General features: G+C 32.8%; 20 protein-coding genes and 1 tRNA gene. 15 read left to right on the top strand and 6 right to left on the bottom strand.

Going from position 1 to position 18,031, the window contains the following annotated elements; all coding sequences use genetic code 11:
• The 5 genes from HHO41_RS19400 to HHO41_RS19380 all read left to right on the top strand — a co-directional run.
• A partial coding sequence (locus tag HHO41_RS19400; RefSeq protein WP_169101782.1) for an IS3 family transposase occupies window positions 1–775 on the top strand: 775 nt, incomplete at its 5' end.
• A gap of 183 nt (window positions 776–958) precedes the next feature.
• On the top strand, window positions 959–1,924 hold the full coding sequence (locus HHO41_RS19395; RefSeq protein WP_169101780.1) for a hypothetical protein: 966 nt from the start codon (window positions 959–961) through the stop codon (window positions 1,922–1,924).
• Between the two features lie 209 nt (window positions 1,925–2,133).
• The gene (locus tag HHO41_RS19390) at window positions 2,134–2,499 is read left to right on the top strand and encodes a putative periplasmic lipoprotein (RefSeq protein WP_169101778.1); all 366 of its coding nucleotides are present in this window, start codon (window positions 2,134–2,136) and stop codon (window positions 2,497–2,499) included.
• 261 nt (window positions 2,500–2,760) lie between these two features.
• A complete protein-coding gene (locus HHO41_RS19385; RefSeq protein WP_169101776.1) occupies window positions 2,761–3,195 on the top strand; it encodes a hypothetical protein in 435 nt (144 codons plus the stop codon).
• Window positions 3,196–3,560: 365 nt separating this feature from the next.
• Window positions 3,561–4,121 carry a tyrosine-type recombinase/integrase gene (locus tag HHO41_RS19380; protein WP_169101774.1) on the top strand — a complete coding sequence of 187 codons (561 nt, stop codon included), beginning with the start codon at window positions 3,561–3,563 and terminating at the stop codon, window positions 4,119–4,121.
• Between the two features lie 352 nt (window positions 4,122–4,473).
• On the opposite strand, the gene HHO41_RS19375 is transcribed toward HHO41_RS19380, so the two are convergent.
• Complete coding sequence (locus tag HHO41_RS19375; protein ID WP_169101772.1) at window positions 4,474–5,547, bottom strand: GTP pyrophosphokinase; 1,074 nt, start codon at window positions 5,545–5,547, stop codon at window positions 4,474–4,476.
• 155 nt (window positions 5,548–5,702) lie between these two features.
• A complete protein-coding gene (locus HHO41_RS19370; RefSeq protein WP_169101770.1) occupies window positions 5,703–6,113 on the bottom strand; it encodes a ribonuclease H family protein in 411 nt (136 codons plus the stop codon).
• A 696-nt stretch (window positions 6,114–6,809) separates the two neighbouring features.
• On the opposite strand from HHO41_RS19370, the gene HHO41_RS19365 reads away from it, so the two are divergent.
• Window positions 6,810–7,589, top strand: a complete 780-nt coding sequence (locus tag HHO41_RS19365; protein WP_169101768.1) for a hypothetical protein — start codon at window positions 6,810–6,812, stop codon at window positions 7,587–7,589.
• Between the two features lie 52 nt (window positions 7,590–7,641).
• Entirely contained in the window at window positions 7,642–7,848 is a 207-nt protein-coding gene (locus HHO41_RS19360; protein ID WP_169101766.1) for a hypothetical protein, read from the top strand.
• Between the two features lie 44 nt (window positions 7,849–7,892).
• Here the strand turns inward: HHO41_RS19360 and HHO41_RS19355 are convergent, their stop codons facing one another.
• On the bottom strand, window positions 7,893–8,552 hold the full coding sequence (locus HHO41_RS19355; protein WP_169101764.1) for a hypothetical protein: 660 nt from the start codon (window positions 8,550–8,552) through the stop codon (window positions 7,893–7,895).
• Between the two features lie 170 nt (window positions 8,553–8,722).
• On the opposite strand from HHO41_RS19355, the gene HHO41_RS19350 reads away from it, so the two are divergent.
• The 5 genes from HHO41_RS19350 (at window position 8,723) to HHO41_RS19330 (ending at window position 13,462) form a co-directional block, all read left to right on the top strand.
• Window positions 8,723–9,514, top strand: coding sequence for an SMODS domain-containing nucleotidyltransferase (locus tag HHO41_RS19350; protein WP_348981330.1), 792 nt, complete (start codon window positions 8,723–8,725; stop codon window positions 9,512–9,514).
• Window positions 9,515–9,527: 13 nt separating this feature from the next.
• Window positions 9,528–10,313, top strand: a complete 786-nt coding sequence (locus tag HHO41_RS19345) for a hypothetical protein (protein WP_169101760.1) — start codon at window positions 9,528–9,530, stop codon at window positions 10,311–10,313.
• A gap of 331 nt (window positions 10,314–10,644) precedes the next feature.
• Window positions 10,645–10,741, top strand: a tRNA-Sec gene (locus HHO41_RS19340).
• 809 nt (window positions 10,742–11,550) lie between these two features.
• Window positions 11,551–12,102: a YdhK family protein gene (locus HHO41_RS19335; protein WP_169101758.1), complete on the top strand. Its 552-nt coding sequence runs from the start codon at window positions 11,551–11,553 to the stop codon at window positions 12,100–12,102.
• A gap of 739 nt (window positions 12,103–12,841) precedes the next feature.
• Window positions 12,842–13,462 (top strand): hypothetical protein, encoded by a 621-nt coding sequence (locus HHO41_RS19330; RefSeq protein WP_169101756.1) that lies wholly within the window; start codon window positions 12,842–12,844, stop codon window positions 13,460–13,462.
• A gap of 144 nt (window positions 13,463–13,606) precedes the next feature.
• On the opposite strand, the gene HHO41_RS19325 is transcribed toward HHO41_RS19330, so the two are convergent.
• On the bottom strand, window positions 13,607–14,065 hold the full coding sequence (locus tag HHO41_RS19325) for a DUF2231 domain-containing protein (RefSeq protein ID WP_169101754.1): 459 nt from the start codon (window positions 14,063–14,065) through the stop codon (window positions 13,607–13,609).
• 436 nt (window positions 14,066–14,501) lie between these two features.
• On the opposite strand from HHO41_RS19325, the gene HHO41_RS19320 reads away from it, so the two are divergent.
• Window positions 14,502–15,053, top strand: coding sequence for a YdhK family protein (locus tag HHO41_RS19320; RefSeq protein ID WP_169101752.1), 552 nt, complete (start codon window positions 14,502–14,504; stop codon window positions 15,051–15,053).
• Between the two features lie 375 nt (window positions 15,054–15,428).
• Here HHO41_RS19320 and HHO41_RS19315 read toward each other — a convergent pair whose 3' ends face one another.
• Both HHO41_RS19315 and HHO41_RS19310 read right to left on the bottom strand, forming a co-directional pair.
• A complete protein-coding gene (locus HHO41_RS19315; RefSeq protein WP_248278543.1) occupies window positions 15,429–15,605 on the bottom strand; it encodes a hypothetical protein in 177 nt (58 codons plus the stop codon).
• A 66-nt stretch (window positions 15,606–15,671) separates the two neighbouring features.
• Entirely contained in the window at window positions 15,672–15,863 is a 192-nt protein-coding gene (locus HHO41_RS19310; RefSeq protein ID WP_169101748.1) for a hypothetical protein, read from the bottom strand.
• Window positions 15,864–16,294: 431 nt separating this feature from the next.
• Here HHO41_RS19310 and HHO41_RS22480 point away from each other — a divergent pair, with 431 nt between their 5' ends.
• Window positions 16,295–16,735 (top strand): PCYCGC motif-containing (lipo)protein, encoded by a 441-nt coding sequence (locus HHO41_RS22480; protein ID WP_348981329.1) that lies wholly within the window; start codon window positions 16,295–16,297, stop codon window positions 16,733–16,735.
• 175 nt (window positions 16,736–16,910) lie between these two features.
• Window positions 16,911–18,020, top strand: a complete 1,110-nt coding sequence (hisC, locus tag HHO41_RS19295; RefSeq protein WP_169101800.1) for a histidinol-phosphate transaminase — start codon at window positions 16,911–16,913, stop codon at window positions 18,018–18,020.
• The last annotated feature ends 11 nt before the right edge of the window (window positions 18,021–18,031 follow it).

Here is an 18,031-nt window from a genome sequence, read left to right as displayed (position 1 = left end):
GCTAAATCGACCAAAAAGTAACCGGCAGAAACAACACGAGAAATTATCACGAAAGATTCTTCAGACCCATATAGAATTTAAACAACGCTACGGCAGTATTAAAATCGCCAAAACCCTGAATAGACGGGGTGTGAAGGTGAGTGAGCGTACAGTTTCTCGAATTATGACCAAGAACCATTGGAAATCTTGTACCGTCAAGAAATATAAGGCTACGACAAATTCTAAGCATCATCATCCGGTAAGTGAAAACATTCTAGATCGGCAATTTAAAGCTAATAAACCAAACCAGTTATGGGTAACGGATATCACGTATATTCCGACCAATGAGGGCTGGTTATATTTGGCGACCGTAATGGACTTATATTCTCGTAAAATAGTAGGTTGGGCCATGGACAAAACCATGACAAAGGAATTGGTTATCTCCGCTTTAAAAATGGCTTACAAGCGTCAAAAGCCAAGGAAAGGCGTTATTCATCACTCAGACCGAGGTGTCCAATATGCCTCCTCTGAATATCAGAAACTATTAAATAAGTACAATATGATAGGCAGCATGAGCCGGAAAGGAAACTGTTATGACAATGCTTGTATTGAATCCTTTCACGGTATTCTTAAGCGTGAGCTCGTTTATCAAACGGGATTTATAACAAGAGAAGATGCGAAGAAAGCGCTATTTGAGTACATCGAATTTTTTTACAATTCCAAGCGAATCCATTCAACATTGGATTACTTTACACCAAACGAATTTGAGCGGATGTATAGAAATTCTGCAGCTTGATTTTACCTTTATAAAAAAGTTTAAATCGCTCTATATTTAAACTTTTTTATAAAGGCCACCAAGCGAAAGCGCGGTAGAAAAATCTGTGTCTATTTTCTTGACGTAGTATCAGAAACCTATTTTCAAAGCTTTTTGTAAGCTAGGGAATAGCTTCTGAATCACAAATTAAAGGGGAAGCTGAAGATGACAACATTTAAGGGATTAGAAACAGAAAGAATTGTGTTTGAAGATGGTACTTTTGAAGATTACATCAAGAAAAGTGATTTAGTAGGAAAGACGATTATAGATAATGATGTATTAAAAAGAAAACAAGAATACTACGACAACAAAAAGAACTATGAATTATTCACTGATGTAGTAGGGGGGGTTACCTTCATGTTAGTAGATACACTGAAAGCTTTTCATCAGGATGTACGGTTTAATGATATGGAAAAGGCTAGAATCATGTTTCTAGGTACTTATGTTTCCTACGATGATAAAGGAAGCTATCTAATGACAAATAACAATAGATACTTACTGAAGAAGGATTTAAGGGGATTATTAGAAATCAGTAACGAAAAGGAATTTTACAAGTTCTATAAAAAGATGATTGAAACAGAAATCTTAGAAGAAGAATTATTGGGCAGATTTGAAATCAGACTGAAATGGAATAGTAAGTACCACTTTAAAGGGAAAGCATCTAAGGGGGGTACTGGTGGAACTGAAACAGTAAAAGCTTATGATAGACAGATTCAAGCGTTATACAAGGAAAAGGATGCTAACGGTAAATCTGTTAATACACCTAAGAATCTTTACCTTTTATTCATGGTACTGCCTTTTATCAATGTGGAATCAGGTGTACTCTGTCACCAGCAACAAAATCCGGTAGAAGATGGATGTCAGCCTATTGAATTAAATGAACTGGCAAAAATGTTGAACTACACAAAAGCATCTACACTGAAGAATAAGCTTTTAGGATGTAAGCTGTATGGTACGAATGTTTTCTTTATCGGTGAAGGAATGAAAAACAGAAAAAAGTACACACGAATATTCGTAAATCCTTACGTGGCTGGTAGAAGCGGTAAAATGCCTAATGCAACTTTGAAAGCTATGTTTCCTGAAACAGAGAAGGCTATTGTACAGAAGCTTCAAGAAAAACGTAAGAAGTAAACTACCATCGATTATCACGCAAGATTCCATTAGAACTACCGTTAGTTCCAGTCCGAAATGATGAAGGATGAAGGTAGCAAACACGAAGCCCACTAGTTGATTGATTTCAGCTGGTCGGCTGTTTTTTTGTGTATATGTATGTTTTTTGTACGATTCGATATATCGGTTTAATTACTATTTCTGTATAATATTTTTGATAGGGGGATAACATGAAAAAATTATTAATTGCAGTAGGATGTTTAATGTTTTTAGGTGGTTGTTCTTCAACAGCTTCTCAAACTTCACCCGAAGAAGTAGACAAGGAAATTCAAAGGCTAGACAAGGAACTAGAACACCTGAACAGACAGGATTTAAGGGAATTTAGACAGAAGGTAGAAGAAATTAAAGGTTATATAGATAATGAAGTTTATGGTACTTATGGTGAAGTAACCACTCTATTTCTTCCTAGTGCAGAAACGATAGATAAAGGTAATGACACCTATGAAATCAAAGGTATTAACTTCGATGATTCAGTTATAGTAAAGTTTGATAAAAGAGATATTCTTAAAGAAGTAATATATAAAGAAAACAACTAACGTGTATCAGGTAATGGTTTGTTATTAGCTAAAACAGAAACCCTATTCCAACAGTGTGCCGGATGATATGCTGTCAGAAGTCTTAGATTGCTTCATTTGGACGTGAAGGAATAGCGGGGTAGACATTAGTGATTTGGTTTAATGGCTATTAGTTCCCTTAATGTCTATCCTTTCTTTGTAACATTTGGTTCAGAATATTATTGATATGGATTGGAACATATAGGGAAATTGAACTAGATGTTAATATTGGGAGTGATATAAGTGAACATTGAACTTGTAACATTAGGTGATTTGAAAGAGTTCAAAAGGGAACATGCTGATAGTTATGTTACTACGTATTCATTAACAATTGCATTTGTTGATAGACGGACGTCAGAAGATGAAGAAGCCATTGGGCTATTGGTAATATATTTTGATGTTAAAGGATATGGGATAGAGGGAACAAAAGACGATGACCAAGATATTGATGTATCTTATCAAATCCCATTTTTTGTAAATCAAGACAATAAAGAAGAAATGCTTGAAGATGATGAAGCATTTATTTATGTCTTTACTCATTGGGGTAAAATGATTAGAGGATTTGTCGAAGTAGCATGGGAAGTATTAGATGAACATTTTGAGTATGGAACACCACGTGTTACCTTGTTTGAAGATAATGATGAAGATTATTATTCAGAAGAAGATGATGATGAATAGATAGCTGTGGCAATTCTGTTATTTAACCAGCAGAAAGGTAAATTCATCAGCAAATATCAAGAAGCCTGACAAACGTGGGCATGTTTTATAATCCTTTATCACTATAAAGTATTGATGTGACTGGGTTTTAGAGGTCATACGAGGGCATGTTCCTGTCATGTTCCTGACATTTACGGTAGTGGACTGAAATTTTAACGGTATTCAAAATATTAAAGTTTTATCCAATGTAAGAAAGTGGTTAAAAACATACATTGGATTCCGCATATCTAATGGTATCATACCGTTTTAGCTGATATACTATCCTTAGTTGAAAAAATCGTACATTCAAAATATTGATTTTACTTAACTGAAAGGATAGAAGAAAAATGACAACAGCTAATCAGATTAAAGATGTACAACCTATTAGAGATAAGCAACAGATTGAAGATATGAAGTTTAGCCTGAAAAGATTCTGTGGTGAACGTGATTACATACTTTTCCTTATTGGAATAAATACCGGATTACGTGTGGGGGATATACTGAAGCTGAAGGTATCTGATGTAAAGCGAAAGAAGAAGCTTGTTATTCAGGAAGGAAAAACAAAGAAGCCTAGAACTATATACCTTGATAGCATCTATAAAGAAATACAGTCTTATATCGCTTCATTGGATTCAGAATGGCTGTTTCCTAGTCGTAAAGGTGATAAGCCTATAACACCTACACAAGCTTACAGACAGCTAAATAAGGCTTCTGAAATGGTGGATATAACTGAAGGTATTGGAACTCACACAATGAGAAAAACTTTTGGGTATTGGCATTATAAACAGTTTAAGGACATGGCAGAACTTCAAATGATATTGAATCATTCTCACCCTGAAATAACGCTTCGATACATAGGAATCACTGAAGAACAGATAGAGAATAACATGAAGGTTTTCAAACTATAACATTGATACCACTGGCTAATAAGCTGGTGGTTTTTAAATATCTTAATTTATGCGTGTTCTCTTTGGAAATACGCAATTATAGGGTGGGAAGCCTATTAAATAGGCATAGGCTACATCCTGAACAGCTAATATCAGTAAAATAAAATTTCGTATTCCAGTTTATGGTACTTGTTGCTGACTCATTTCTTGATTATTAATATTCAATGGGGGATACCCCACCAGTGGGGAGGGGTATAGCTGACGTAGGAAATTACCTTTTAAAAAAATTTTCTAGCAAAAATAAATATCGATTAATTATCAGATAATTCAAGTGTTTCTAAACAATAAAAGCCACCATATGGTAGCTTTTTTATTAATTAATTAAGGCTAATATTTGATTCACAAAATCTTCTCTATCCCCTAATTCGCCAATAGTAAATTCGTTAAGATAATCATTAATATCTTCCACAGACCCTTTACTACCTATTATAGAATAAGCTAAATAAAATAAACTAAGTCCTGGAAGTAGATAATGGTCTTCGTTATCTTTAAGTAATACATGTGCAAACCTAAGTATTGCTTTTTTATGTTTATATAAGGAATTAATTACATCATCAATTGTATTTAAACCTAGATACTTTAATCTTTGTACATCAGCTTCTACTACTTTATCATCTGGATGCTGACGTTCTGCGTTAGCAATCTTACAAATTTCATAGTCAATTACACTAGCAATACTTTCTCTATCTTCTAATAATTGCTTAATGGTTAATTTATCTATTAAAACATTTGAGGGTTTAGATTTTATTTGTTCTTTAATATTCTCATTGTATTCATCAAGGTTTTTTCTTATCTTAATAAATTCTTCATCAGCTAATTCTAAAAGACCAGCCAACCTAGAAAATTCTCTTCTAACTAGACTAGGAATGGAATGTTTAGTTTTATATCCTAAATCATGTTCTATCTCAGCCCAAGCATGTTGGAGTATAGAACGAATTTGGATTTCAACTTTTAAATCTTTAAATCTTTGATATTCTGGTAATGTTACCCTATTACCATTCAATTTAACCACATAATGTAAAGAAAGATATCCAAATCTATCAGGGTCTAATTGCTTTCTTTTATCGACTGAATTAGATTTGTCTATTTCAAATTCCTTTTGAATAATCTCTGCAATCATATCAACATCATCTGAAAAGTAAGTAATTATTCTAAGTCCAGTTACATCAGTAATTTCACCTAAACAAGTATATTTTCCATTAGAATTTTTAACTTTTAAATCTAAACTATTTTCTTCCTTCACTCTTGATTCAATAGAATGGTAGTTAAGATTTTTTTGCTTAAGGATATCTTTTATTAAACCTTCTATTTTTGTACAGAAATCTTTATACAGTTCTTTACTTACTTTGTACTCATCTATGATGGGATTAGTTATTAATGTATCCAAATATTTCACTCCTGAAACTTTAAATATTATATTTTAATAATACTATATCGTTTATATAATAGAAATATTTTCCTGTGTAATTTCAAAAGTGAACTATTTTTAATAAAAAAATAAATTAGGAAGGAGTGGAGATATATTGTTTTTGCATGATAAATTTAAACTGAAAAAATATCATAAAATCTATAAAGTCTTCTTTCTAAAGATGATTGATAAATTTTCCCTGCATCGTGGAATGAACTATCAATAGGATTTACCTTGTGATTTCCTTGATTTATAACATTTATAAGTTGTTTACCTAAATCTCTATTTCTCCAATTTTTATTGTTATTTAAAAACTTAAAACCGATGTTTGTTTGAAGATATAGATTAACCTTACAAGGTTCTTTTAAAAATTCAAAGGCATTTATTGCTGCTACGATGATTGCACGATTACACGTCCTTTCAAGAGTACAGAAATGGGTTTCTTTTATCCTTCCTCTATGTTCCAATATGATTATTCCAATTCCACGATAAATTCTGTAATTATATTTGACTTTAATGTGGATATTTACTACCTTATCATTCATGACTATCACCTATTTCATAATAGGTTTAGTATAAGAATCTAAGCCAATTGCTTACAATATCAAATTTTAAAGGATAGTTTTTGGATGGAGTCCTTTTATTTAATTAAAAGAACTTTTTAGAAATATGGAGGTAATTTATTGTTGAACTTGCACAATCAGGAGAAAAGCAACCTTTTGAAAAGTGGAAATGAGTAGGAGATGGGAAGCGTGAATAACACCATGTTCCCAAAGAATTAGTTTTAACGGAATGATAAACAGATAAAAACCCTAATTTTGTTATATTGTATACCTTAATAATGTTTTGGGAAATATGAATCGCAATCCAATGCGTTTAATCATACTTTTTGAAAGTAGTTAGCTAACAAGCATAATTTAACAATCATATATCCACTATCATTAATAGGTAAATAATATTCCATTACTTGAACAATAGCATTATAGGATGCGGATTTCTTTTTCATTTCCACTTTACTGTTTATTTTTACAAATGGGCATCAACATAAATGTTTCGATTCCTTTTTCTTTTTTCACATGGTTGAAGTTCTTCGTCAAAATTACTAGGAAAATTAAATGCAAAACCTTGTATCAATTTTTCTAAATAATGACGCACATTGAATCTGCTATACAAAAACACTTATTTTCTAATTATTTACATTGTATAATAAAATGAGGAATTGCCACTAGGAGGATTTTTAATTGGACGTTACAGAATTAAGGGAAAAGGTTGATATATCAAATTGGTTAAATTATAATCCGTGGATAGTTCAATACTCTAAGTATTTACCTAATGTAATAACAGCTAGTGTAAAGATTGTTGATGTTTATTATCAAATATCAAATGCTAGAGTTTCCATTGATTATATGAATGTTGATAATTATGGACAACTTATAGGAAAAGATGATTATTTGCATAAACAATTTATTAAGTCTAAATTTCTTTTTGATTCACTAGCCTATTATAATTATAGTATTGACCTTTCATGGCAGGTTCTTTATTTTTATTTCGGGGATAAGGATTATGGAGTACTTCAAGACAAAAAGAGATATGAACAATTATCAAAGGAATGTAATGAACAAAATCTAAGGTTGCAATTGTGGTTCCATAATCAAAAAAAACTATCTAAATATGTTTTTGATTTTTTTAATGACCAAAAGACTAAAGAAATTAGGGAAATTTATAATTATTTGAAACATCGTGGTACATTCTATATTGATGGTCTTGGAGAGAATGATGAGTTTTTGCCGATAAACTTAAATGGTTCCCGTTTAAGAATGATAAATCGAGAAGAAGTTGATTTATCTGAGTGGAAAGAAAAACTAATTCAGTTTGATGTTTTCTTCTATGAGTACTTTAATAATTTAATAAACTGGATTATGCCAAAGGATTACACTGTTAAATCGATGGGAATTGGTGAACAAATCGGGCTTATGTATAGGTTGAAATCATGGGAACAAGGACAACAGAAGATACAATAGTCTAATAATATACTTTAATTCACTATTGTTAATTGAGAGGTGGTGAACGAAATTGAAACAATATAAAGTAACGTTCTACTTAATTAACGGTGAAATTGGACACTTATTAGAGGAATCTTCTCTTATTCGTGCTAGGAACAAAATAAAAAACCTTTTTGAGGATGGCGGTGAAAGTCCTCTATTAGCATTATCCGAAAATTTAGTACTCGTTAAATCAAACGTACAATACTTTACCGTTATGGAAAATGAAGGGGCATAATATTAAAACGGACGTTATCATTATTGGTAACGTCCGTTCTATTTTTACAAATGTAAGTAATTAAATACCATTTCTTTGAATTGTTCCCAACCTAAAGCGATAGTGAAAATTGAAGAAATAAATCCGATGATAATAATCAAGAAACTTAACGTTTTAAAAAAAATATTGTTTGTTAGTTTATATTGAGTAGAATACTGTATTAATCCAGTCCAATAAAGAAGAGTTATAGGAAGAGAGACAATAAATTGCACCCCTTCCCTTAGTAAGATAAGGGGATTACGGATTCCTCTTTTAATATCCTCAAAAAGTTCATTATACAGTGAACCTTGCATTACTAACATATTATTTATCCAATTTATTTCTTCAGATAATAAAATGGGATTTCTTATAGATTGAATGGTATTAACTAATACAGCGTAGTTCTTTATTATATATCCTGCCCCTGCTGGTTGATAGTCTATTAATCCGTTGCTTAAAAGTAACCTTTGGGCTTTTGGTGCATCACTAATTAGTTTCATAAATAATTCAGATTCCTGTGGAGATTTTATGTTTTTGCCTAAATATAAATTACAATATTTAACATAATTATTATTGTATTGACTTAAAAATTCAATGTCCTGGGATAATCGTTTTAAACTGTTAAACTCCTTAACAACTCCTATAAAAATTAATCCCAATATTATTCCAATAGTCTTTATTATCATTCAAACATAACCCTCACTTTCTCAATAAGTCATTACAATAATTATACCCTATTTAGTATAAAGGGATTTCCTTGATTTATGTAAAATGACAAATTTTATGGTTAAATTACATAAAATAACAATATATAATAAATATATGAGATGAAATTTTATGGGGTGGAAATGTGTCGGTGAATAATTACTTAACCAACCTTGCTAGTAATCTAGTCTTGTCATCAACAGAAAACGGGAATATACAAACTTCAATATCAACGTTATCAAAACGTCTGTACTACTATTTTGATAACGGAGAATTACACAACCATTTTCAATTTGGTTCAAGTACGAGAGGGACTATTCTACCACGGAGAGTTGATTCAGGTTCAGATATAGATTATATGGTAGTGTTTAAGAATCCAAATAGTTATACACCTGAGACATTGTTAAGATATCTGAAAGACTTTATGTACGTATACTATCAGAGTTCTGAAATTTATAAAGATAGTCCAACAATGGTTTTACAGTTAAATCACATTAAGTTCGAGTTGGTGCCGGCTATACAGGATAGTTGGGGAAAACTATCTATACCATCCAAACGTAATATCTTAACCCAATGGATGCCAACCGACCCATTGGGGTTCAATGAAAAACTAACAAGAGTAAATGTTTATAACAATTCTAAAATAAAACCTTTAATTAGGTTAATGAAGTATTGGAATACTAACAAGTTAGACGGATACTTTTATTCGTTTGAATTAGAAAACTGGTTAGTGTCAAAATTCGACTATAAAAGATTGTCTTCTTTGAAGGAATATATTTATAACTCTTTTGATAGTTTGATACCTAGTTATGATGATTCTCAAAAATATAAGGAACGTTTGGCAAAGGCAAAGGAAATTATTCAGGAAGTAAAATGGTACGAAGAAAATGGTTTTAATAATATAGCAAAAGAACGAATTCAAAAGCTATTTCCGGAGATTTAAGTGAGGTTTGTTTATGAGTGAACGTTACGATTCCCTTGATAGGCATTATAATATTATTGAGAAACTTGTTAAAACAACTAGTACACTATTTTGGATAAATGCTTCTTTATCAATTGCAGTATTTTTTGTGGAAAATTACTCATTTGTTAAAAATCTATTGATACTTGTTTTTATTTTAACTACGACAGGATACTTTGTGATTGATAACTATTTAAGTATTTTAAAAATTCCTGAAGTTGAGGATAAAAGAAGGGTTCATTTATTAACCAAATCGTTTGATGTTGCTTTAGATAATGAAAGGACTAATGGTTATTATAACAATGAGTTAGAACCTTCAATTATAAAATTGGGTGCAAATATATTTGAAAATTCCTTATTTGCTGAAAGAGTAACTCATGAAATGGTAAAGCGGGAAAGAATTAAAGTAGGGACTTTTATCGCTTTATTTATTGTGGCACTTTTGATAAGAACCACTGAACTTGAATTAGTGTCAATACTTGCACAAACATTATTTGCAGGCACATTAATTCCTGCTTATGTAAGACTTGAAGTTTTGCATTTTAGAAACAAAACAATCTTTAATTGTTTGCATGATATTTTCTTGTTCCATAGCCAAAGAAATAATGAGAATAATGAAATATTATCTGTGAAATTACTTGATTGTTTTGTTAAATATGAATCTGCAAAAGCATATTCGGGCGTTAAGCAGGATTCGAAGATTTTTCATAAAATAAATGGAGAAGTTAAACAAGAGTGGCAGGAAATAAAGCTTAGTCTAAATTTAGAAGGTACACACTAAGAACTATGAATACCGGAATATTATTTATGCTAACAATTAGGTGACCTCGATTTATAATCAATAAATCCAGCTAGCTACGGAATAAGAGTATTAGATTCAGTCTGAAATTTAACTTTTTTACCTTGTTAGTGGTGAGAAGGAAAGAATGTTTCAGTTAAGATTTAAGGATAAGATATTATATAAATTTGTGGTTTTAAAGGCTAATACTTCTTGAAAAATGTTTATTATTATAGGAAAATGAAACCGTGGATATTAAGTGTAAAACCGTGTGGAACTTCACGAAAAAACCGTGTAGGTACTGCATGAAAACGTTGATATAAAGCTATTTATCGGGGCTGGATGGGGTACTGGTGTCCTCCGCGGTCTTCAAAACCGTCTGTGACCTGCGTGCCAGGTTGGGTGGGTTCGATTCCCACGCGGTCCCGCCAATACATAATATAATTGATACCGCACAGTGAAATTCACTTGTGCGGTTTTTAGCTTTTAACATAGTCTTTATGGGTTCCTTCTTTTTTAACAGCATCAAGGTTCGAATTGCTACCACAAAAAAGGTAATGAGTGTTGCAAGAAGGGCCATGTTTTCATGTGATGAAAAAAAGTTTGAAATTCCCTCTGCGTCATCTTCCGGACCTGTCCCAATCTCAATCCACATCGTAATGAAACCCAGTAGCCATAGTCAATACCCTTGTTTCGGAGTGAATTTTCTTTTGATCAAAATCCAAAACAAATCATAGAAGGTAGCAATACTAATAATTGCTATTGGAAAATGTACTATAAAAGAATGGAAGTGTGTTTGCACCTCTTGGATCATCTAAAGACCTCCTTGTCAGTCAAATAAATTTACGGTTCTAGCTCTTGGTTCATATTGAAAACGGACGGACTTCTCCTTATAAAATTTATTAAGTTTAGACTTAAGTAGAGAAGATTATTTCTGTTTTATTTTAAAAGTGTTGGGATAAAGGTTGAGGTCAGACGAGGTGACAAGTTTTCAAACCGACTGTGATCTACGTGCCAGGTCAGGAGGGGTCGATTCCCACGCGGTCCCGCCAAACTATACAAATTAAGGGATTTAAGTTATTTGCTGTGAGTCAGCATAACGTGCTTAAATCCCTTTTAATATTTTTTGATGTTTTTTATAAAAATGTGACTTTTGTCATTTACTTTTTGAAAATTCATATTATCTACATATGTTTTTATTATGATGTTCAAGGAAAAGAAAAACTTTGAGGTGATAAATATGAAAAACAAAAAATTAGTGATTGGCATTGTCTCAATCGTTACTGCAATTATCCTATCAGCTTGTTCTGGAAATAATGATAATGGAGCTCAACCAATGCAAGGCCATAGTATGAAGATGGATCATTCGGGAACGAGTGAAGTGCCAAAGGGATTGGAAGAGGCAGAAAACCCAACCTACAAAGTCGGTCAAAAGGTTAATATTAAGGAAGGTCATATGGAAGGAATGAAGGGCGCCGAAGCAACCATTGTTGGTGCTTACGATACAATCGCCTATACCATTTCTTATACTCCAAAAGATGGTGGAGAAAAAGTTGAAAATCACAAATGGGTTATTCAGGAAGAAATCGTTGATGCTGGGACGGAACCTTTGCAGCCAGGAACTGAAGTAAAGATAGATGCCGACCACATGAAGGGGATGGATGGTGTAACCGCAGTAATAGATTCAGCTGAAAAAACGACCGTCTATATGATCGATTTTACCCTGACTACAAATGGAGAAAAAGTAACAAACCATAAATGGGTGACAGAAAGTGAGCTTGAAGCAAAATAAAAAAATTGCAATGGGGCGTTAATCCAAAAAGGCATGCTCGAAAGTTTTACTTTTGAGTATGCCTTTTATTGTTATTCTGGCTTATTGTTAGCTTTGGAATTTGGAGTGAAGTTTGGTCGTTTAGCCCGTTTCGATTTAAGTAATAATCAAAAAGCCAACCATCCCTTTTTCTTTGTGCCCTGGTATAGAACAATAAATTTGATAAGTACTGAATTTATTAGGTGTAAATTTAAATGTCTTCTCTGAATTGGCCGGTGCGTGGATATGAAAGTCTAAATTGCTATTTGCATGATACATATGTTCTTCAGCATTTTGTATTTCAACTGGGAAGTTTCGAATTTCTCCTAAATATATTTTATTAAAATTATAACTTTAGTAGAAATTATTTTAAATATTAAGCAAAACATCATAATTTTATCGCTAAAATTGGTGCATTTCTGGACAATTTTCATTTTTACCCCATTGTATTATTAGTATTTAAGTATATTTAAACGACTCGAAAAATCTCCTTTTATTAAACGGGGAGAAATGGTTGAATTACAAGTGTTTATTTTCTCTGGATGTAGGCGTTTTCCTTGTAACGATAGCAGTTCCAAAGTGCTTTTCACGAGGCATGTTTTAACCTTTGATGTAAACCAACCTTTAGACTGAAATTGTTTATAGGTTATTATCAAATTCGATTAGCTAGTTTATGATTGATATAGATGAATAACTTTTTTAGCCATGGGGAGGCTTATATATGGAAAAGGGGAAGAGTATTGACTTTTCGATTGATAAGGATTTAGCGGAAAAATTTCATCTTGCATTAACGCTCAATAAGGAAACTTCCAAAGATGTCATCACTCGGTTCATGAAGCAGTACGTTGCTGAAAGCTTTTCAAAAGCATCAAAAGAATATCATTCTGATTTGAAAAGCACTTCTACAGTGCCGAACATTAATGATGTTAATCTTCAAAATGAGGGAAAAGATAGAAAATCTAAAAGTTCTTCAAGCACCAAAATCACGAATGAGATGATTGAAACATCTTATAATATTGCAAAGAAAGTTTATTTTGGACAACTGTCCAGACAGGAAGGAAAACTGGCAATCTCTAATGCAACAGGTATGAATCCAGGTTCAGCCCAAGATTATATTACTGATTTTCTATCAATGATGGACGGAAAAGAGTATCAAAGAGTTATGAGTAATTACGGTACTACATATTTCTTGGAGAATATAAGAAAGGATTTTGGAGAAAGAGCGTTTCAAAAAGCAATAGAGGCCACCGAAAAACATATCAAGTATTATAATGCTTTAGGATATGGACGCTTAAAAGCCAAAGAAGAGATTGTTGAGAGATTTAAGCAGAGTATTAACTGAATTTAATCTTTCAAGAATCGGTGCATGTCCCCCGGATAGCAAAAGTATCCTAGGTTCTCACGTGACTTTTCTACGTTTATTGGATTTCAAATCACACAAAAAAAACGGTGGGACAGTGAACCTGTCCCCGTGGCTCTATACTAATTATTCCGGAGGGTTTACAAATTTTCCGTTTAACCTTACTCCGATTCCTTCAGTGTAAACCATTTTACCCCCATAGTAGCCGACAGACAGCGTGGTTACCGTACTCAGCAGCATTAAAATACAATAAACGATTAACATAGTCTTTATGGGTTCCTTCTTTTTTAACAGCATCAACGTTCGAATTGCTACCACAAAAAAGGTAATGAGTGTTGCAAGAAGGGCCATGTTTTCATGTGATGAAAAAAAGTTTGAAATTCCCTCTGCGTCATCTTCCGGACCTGTCCCAATGGCAATCCACATCGTAATGAAACCCAGAAGCCATAGCCAATACCCTTGTTTCGGAGTGAATTTTCTTTTGATCAAAATCCAAAACAAATCATAGAAGGTAGCAATACAAATAATAGCAATTGGAAAATGCACTATAAAAGAATGGAAGTGTGTTAGCACCTCTTGAATCATCTAATTTCCTCCTTGTCAGTCAAACAAATTTACCGTTCGGGCTCTTGGTTCAAATTGAAAACGGACGGACTCTTCCTTTTAAAATTCATTAATAGTTTAAACTTAAGTAGAGAAGATTATTTCTGTTTTTATTTTAAAAGTGTTGGGGTAAGGGTTGAGGTCAGACGAGGTGGCAAGTTTTCAAACCGTCTGTGACCTGCGTGCCAGGTGAGGTGGGTCCGATTCCCATGCGCTCCCGCCAAACTTTACATATTAAGGGATTTAAGCTATTTGCTGTGAAAAAACAAGCAAGCCGCGCTTAAATCCCTTTTTCATATTTTTTTGCTATTTTTTATAAAATTGTGACTTTTATCGTTTGCTTTTTCGAAAATTCATATTATCTACATATGTTTTTATTATGATGTTCTGTAAATGGAAAAACATTGAGGTGATCAATATGAAAAATAAAAAATTTGTGATAGGCATTGTCTCAATCGTTACTGCAATTACCCTATCAGCTTGTTCTGGAAATAACGAGAATGAGGCTCAATCTGTACAAGACCATAGCATGGAGATGGATCATTCGGGAACGAGTGAAGTGCCAAAGGGATTGAAAGTGGCAGAAAATCCAACTTATAAAGTAGGAGAAAAGGTCATTATCAAGGAAGGGCATATGGAGGGAATGGAGGGCGCAGAAGCAACCATTGTTGGTGCCTATGACACAATCGCCTATACAATTTCTTATACGCCGACAGATGGTGGAGAAAAAGTCGAAAATCATAAATGGGTTATTCAGGAAGAAATCGTTGATGCTGGGACGGAACCTCTTAAACCAGGAACTGAAGTAAAGATAGATGCCGACCACATGAAGGGGATGGATGGAGTAACCGCAGTAATAGATTCAGCTGAAAAAACGACTGTCTATATGATCGATTTCACCCTAACTACAAATGGGGAAAAAGTGACAAACCATAAATGGGTGACAGAAAGTGAACTTGAAGCTAAATAAAATAATTACATTTGAGCGTTAATCCAAAAAGGCATTCTCGAAAGTTATATCTTTTGAGAATGCCTTTTATAATTATTATGGCTTAGTGTTTGAATTTGATTTTTTTTCAGATGATGTTGTCGATAAGATCGGAAATAAAAACAATGTGCAAAAGACAAGCAATGATAAAAAGTTTTTTAGAGATTTTCCTCAAATTCAAAAATTGGATGGTAAGTTAAGTCCTATATTGGATGGTTAATAACTAAGTTTAATGAGTTATGATAAGTCTCGTTAATCCATTTAGGATCAACGCTTTTTGGATTTTTAAGCTACATAATGGTTATTTATTTGCTGAAAAATTTGTTTATAAAAACGATAAAAAAATAATTCAAATATTTAGTGCCATCTCGGAGACTTTGCCATCTCGGTTATAGCCCAAATAATGTTAAACATAAATACAGCAATACAAGCTGGTACCCACATTATCCAACTTTTACCATGACGTTCTCTTAATACGCCAATGAAATAACCTGAAAAGAATAAAGTCACCATTGCTAAGACTAGAAAAAGCATAAGAAATAACTCCATAATATAGATACTCCAATCATAAATTTTTAAGGATGTTTTTATGACTTGTGTCTAAAAATTCGTGATGTACCAGGCTAAACCCATTAGAGAAAATAGGATGACAATGATATAAATAGATGTCAGTCTAAATGTATTTTGTTTTGTTTCTTTTTTATAGTTTTCATCCGATTTTGTTGTCAGTACCAGTGTTCCGATAACAGCTGCTATTAAGGTAATAACAATAAGTGTATAGGCAAAAATCAAAATAATCCCCCTTTATTCACGATTCATTTCATAACTAAAATCTTATTTATTAATTGATTAGAATGAAATTTACTATCTATAAAGTATTTTAAAGTTAAACATTGAAAGTTTAACCATCCAATAATGGGGTTAATATACCATCCACTTGTGAGTTTGAAGGTCTGGTGTGATGCTGCACTGGGTCTTTTTTTATAAAATCTTTGATACATAAGACTTTTAATGAAAATTGAAATTTTTATATAAACCAAAATAGATAAATTGGATGAGGAAAAACTTTGGAGATTGGATGGTCCGGAATTTGGGGTAAATTCCTTATGATATAGATACAAATACTAGGATTTATACAAAGGAGATGGTAAAAACTTAGCCAATACTCGTTTCATAAATAGGCAGGATAAATCATTAAATATTTGAAATGGAGTTTTAATTACATGAGATATTCAAATTTCATCATGGTATTACTCATTTTTACAGGGTTATTAGCAGGATGTAGCTCGAATAATGACTTAGCATTGGATTCAAAACATACGGAATTCCCTGACTTTGTATTATCTTCCCCAGCCATTGTTCAAGAGACTTATAAAATGGCTGCTGAGAATCCTAAAGTATTAGCATCTGTCCCTTGTTTCTGTGGTTGCAACGAGGGTGCAGGTCATAAAAGCAATCTTGATTGTTTTGTTAAAAATATGGGTTCAGGCAATGTGATAACTGAATGGGATCCACATGGAACGGCTTGAGACATTTGTGTCCAAATCGCCCGTGAGGCGGTAGAAATGAATCAAGATGGTAAAAGCCTAAAAGAGATTAACAATTACATTAATAAAAAATATGAGACTTTTGGTACACCAACTCCAACTCCAGAACCAAAATAGGATTTGGTTAACTAAAAAAATCGTTAAACATAAAAGGCAATGGAATTCCATGCCTTTTTTTATTGCCTTTTTAGGAAATAAAGGAGAAATGAAACAGAGTGGATGATATAAAAACCCGTTGATTGGATGGTTTCAAAATCCGACATTGTTTTATTATGGAATAGTGCAAGAAAGGATGATTGGAATGAATCTAATTGAATCTCGCAAAGTATTAACAAAAATTAAACCGTATGTACCCGGAAAACCGATATGGGAAGTGCAGAAAGAATTAGGTTTAGATAGGGTGATTAAATTAGCCTCAAATGAAAATCCAATCGGACCATCACCAAAAGCTATAAAGGAACTTTCTGGCTGCTTAACAGGATTGAACCGATATCCGGATGCAAACGCCACAAACCTAAAGAATAAAATTGCACAAAGTTGTGGATTGAGTGAAAAGAATCTAATCATTACAAATGGAGCAGATGAACTGATTACTTTAATTTCTGAGACATTTTTGGAACCTGGCGATGAAATCATTGTTCCTTCCCCATCCTTTAGTGAATATGATTTTGGAGCCAATCTAATGGGGGCAAACATTGTATCGGTTCCACTAAATAAAGATTTTAAATTTAATATTGGAGAGATTATTTCTTCTGTTACGGAAAAAACAAAATTGATATATATATGCTCCCCAAATAACCCAACTGGTACCTATTTACGAAGGAATGAGCTAGAGCAATTATTAGCCTCTTTGCCAAAACACATTTTAGTAGTTTTTGACGCAGCTTACAGCCATTTTGCGACATCTGCTGACTATACTGATGGCATAGAATTTGTAAAAAAGGAATATCCAATTATAGTTCTACAAACTTTTTCAAAAATCTATGGTCTAGCCGGTCTTCGTGTCGGATTTGGTATCGCAGGGGAGTCCATTATTAATTGTATTTTGAAGGTGAAGGAACCTTTTAATGTCAATTCTATGGCACAGGTTGCCGCTGCCGCTGCTATTACAGATGAAGAGCATGTGGAGAAATCAAAAGAAGTGAATAGAGTCGGACGTGAACAACTGTATCAGGCTTTTGATGGACTCAAGCTAAAATATATTGAAAGTATGAGTAATTTTGTTTTAGTTGAATTTGGACCTAAAACAAAAGATATCTATCATGAATTGATGTCTAAAGGAATTATTGTTCGCTATGGAAATACTTGGGGGATGCCTGAGTTTATTCGCATTTCTGTCGGTACTTCAGAAGAAAATACTATTTTCATTGAACAATTAACTACGATTCTAAATGGTGAATGAAGGGGATAGAG

It is taken from the genome of Bacillus sp. DNRA2 (assembly GCF_012843265.1).
Lineage (GTDB): Bacteria > Bacillota > Bacilli > Bacillales > Cytobacillaceae > Bacillus_BU.
Note: the sequence above shows the minus strand (reverse complement) of the source record. Positions and strands in the feature narration are given on the sequence as shown.

Excerpts from the sequence above, each read along its gene's own strand:
- HHO41_RS19370 (WP_169101770.1), bottom strand. The coding sequence starts at position 6,113 with ATGAATGATAAGGTAGTAAATATCCACATTAAAGTCAAATATAATTAC.
- HHO41_RS19355 (WP_169101764.1), bottom strand. The coding sequence starts at position 8,552 with ATGATAATAAAGACTATTGGAATAATATTGGGATTAATTTTTATAGGA.
- HHO41_RS19345 (WP_169101760.1), top strand. The coding sequence starts at position 9,528 with ATGAGTGAACGTTACGATTCCCTTGATAGGCATTATAATATTATTGAG.
- HHO41_RS19315 (WP_248278543.1), bottom strand. The coding sequence starts at position 15,605 with ATGCTTTTTCTAGTCTTAGCAATGGTGACTTTATTCTTTTCAGGTTAT.
- HHO41_RS19335 (WP_169101758.1), top strand. The coding sequence starts at position 11,551 with ATGAAAAACAAAAAATTAGTGATTGGCATTGTCTCAATCGTTACTGCA.
- hisC (WP_169101800.1), top strand. The coding sequence starts at position 16,911 with ATGATTGGAATGAATCTAATTGAATCTCGCAAAGTATTAACAAAAATT.
- HHO41_RS19330 (WP_169101756.1), top strand. The coding sequence starts at position 12,842 with ATGGAAAAGGGGAAGAGTATTGACTTTTCGATTGATAAGGATTTAGCG.
- HHO41_RS19380 (WP_169101774.1), top strand. The coding sequence starts at position 3,561 with ATGACAACAGCTAATCAGATTAAAGATGTACAACCTATTAGAGATAAG.
- HHO41_RS19320 (WP_169101752.1), top strand. The coding sequence starts at position 14,502 with ATGAAAAATAAAAAATTTGTGATAGGCATTGTCTCAATCGTTACTGCA.
- HHO41_RS19390 (WP_169101778.1), top strand. The coding sequence starts at position 2,134 with ATGAAAAAATTATTAATTGCAGTAGGATGTTTAATGTTTTTAGGTGGT.
- HHO41_RS19395 (WP_169101780.1), top strand. The coding sequence starts at position 959 with ATGACAACATTTAAGGGATTAGAAACAGAAAGAATTGTGTTTGAAGAT.
- HHO41_RS19325 (WP_169101754.1), bottom strand. The coding sequence starts at position 14,065 with ATGATTCAAGAGGTGCTAACACACTTCCATTCTTTTATAGTGCATTTT.